The organism is Paenibacillus sp. S29, from assembly GCF_049319765.1.
GTDB lineage: Bacteria > Bacillota > Bacilli > Paenibacillales > Paenibacillaceae > Paenibacillus > Paenibacillus polymyxa_B.
The window spans coordinates 1-265 of the sequence record NZ_JBMOUI010000105.1; the positions used below are offsets into that span (position 1 = coordinate 1).

Consider the following 265-nt stretch of genomic DNA (forward strand, 5'->3'; position numbering starts at 1 on the left):
GGGAATTCAACGCCTAGCTCCTTATGCATTTTGCTGACAAGCGTCGTCGCCCGCAGGGAGTGTCCGCCGAGGTCGAAAAAGTTGTCCGTTACGCCTACCGCCTTCTCCCGAACAAGCACATCCTGCCAAATGGCGGCCAGCTTCGCCTCAAGTTCGGTGCGCGGCGCCACGTATTCGCTGCCTCCGCCTGCTCCCCCTTCCGGCGCCGGCAGCGCCTTCCGGTCGATTTTCCCGTTCGGCGTCAGAGGCAGGCGCTCCAGCTCGA

The 265-nt window shown here is 63.4% G+C and carries 1 protein-coding gene; it reads right to left on the reverse strand.

Annotated features, from left to right (window positions below):
• The coding region (locus ACL9RM_RS26730; protein WP_414126726.1) for a phosphopantetheine-binding protein at positions 1-265 on the reverse strand (265 nt) is incomplete at both ends.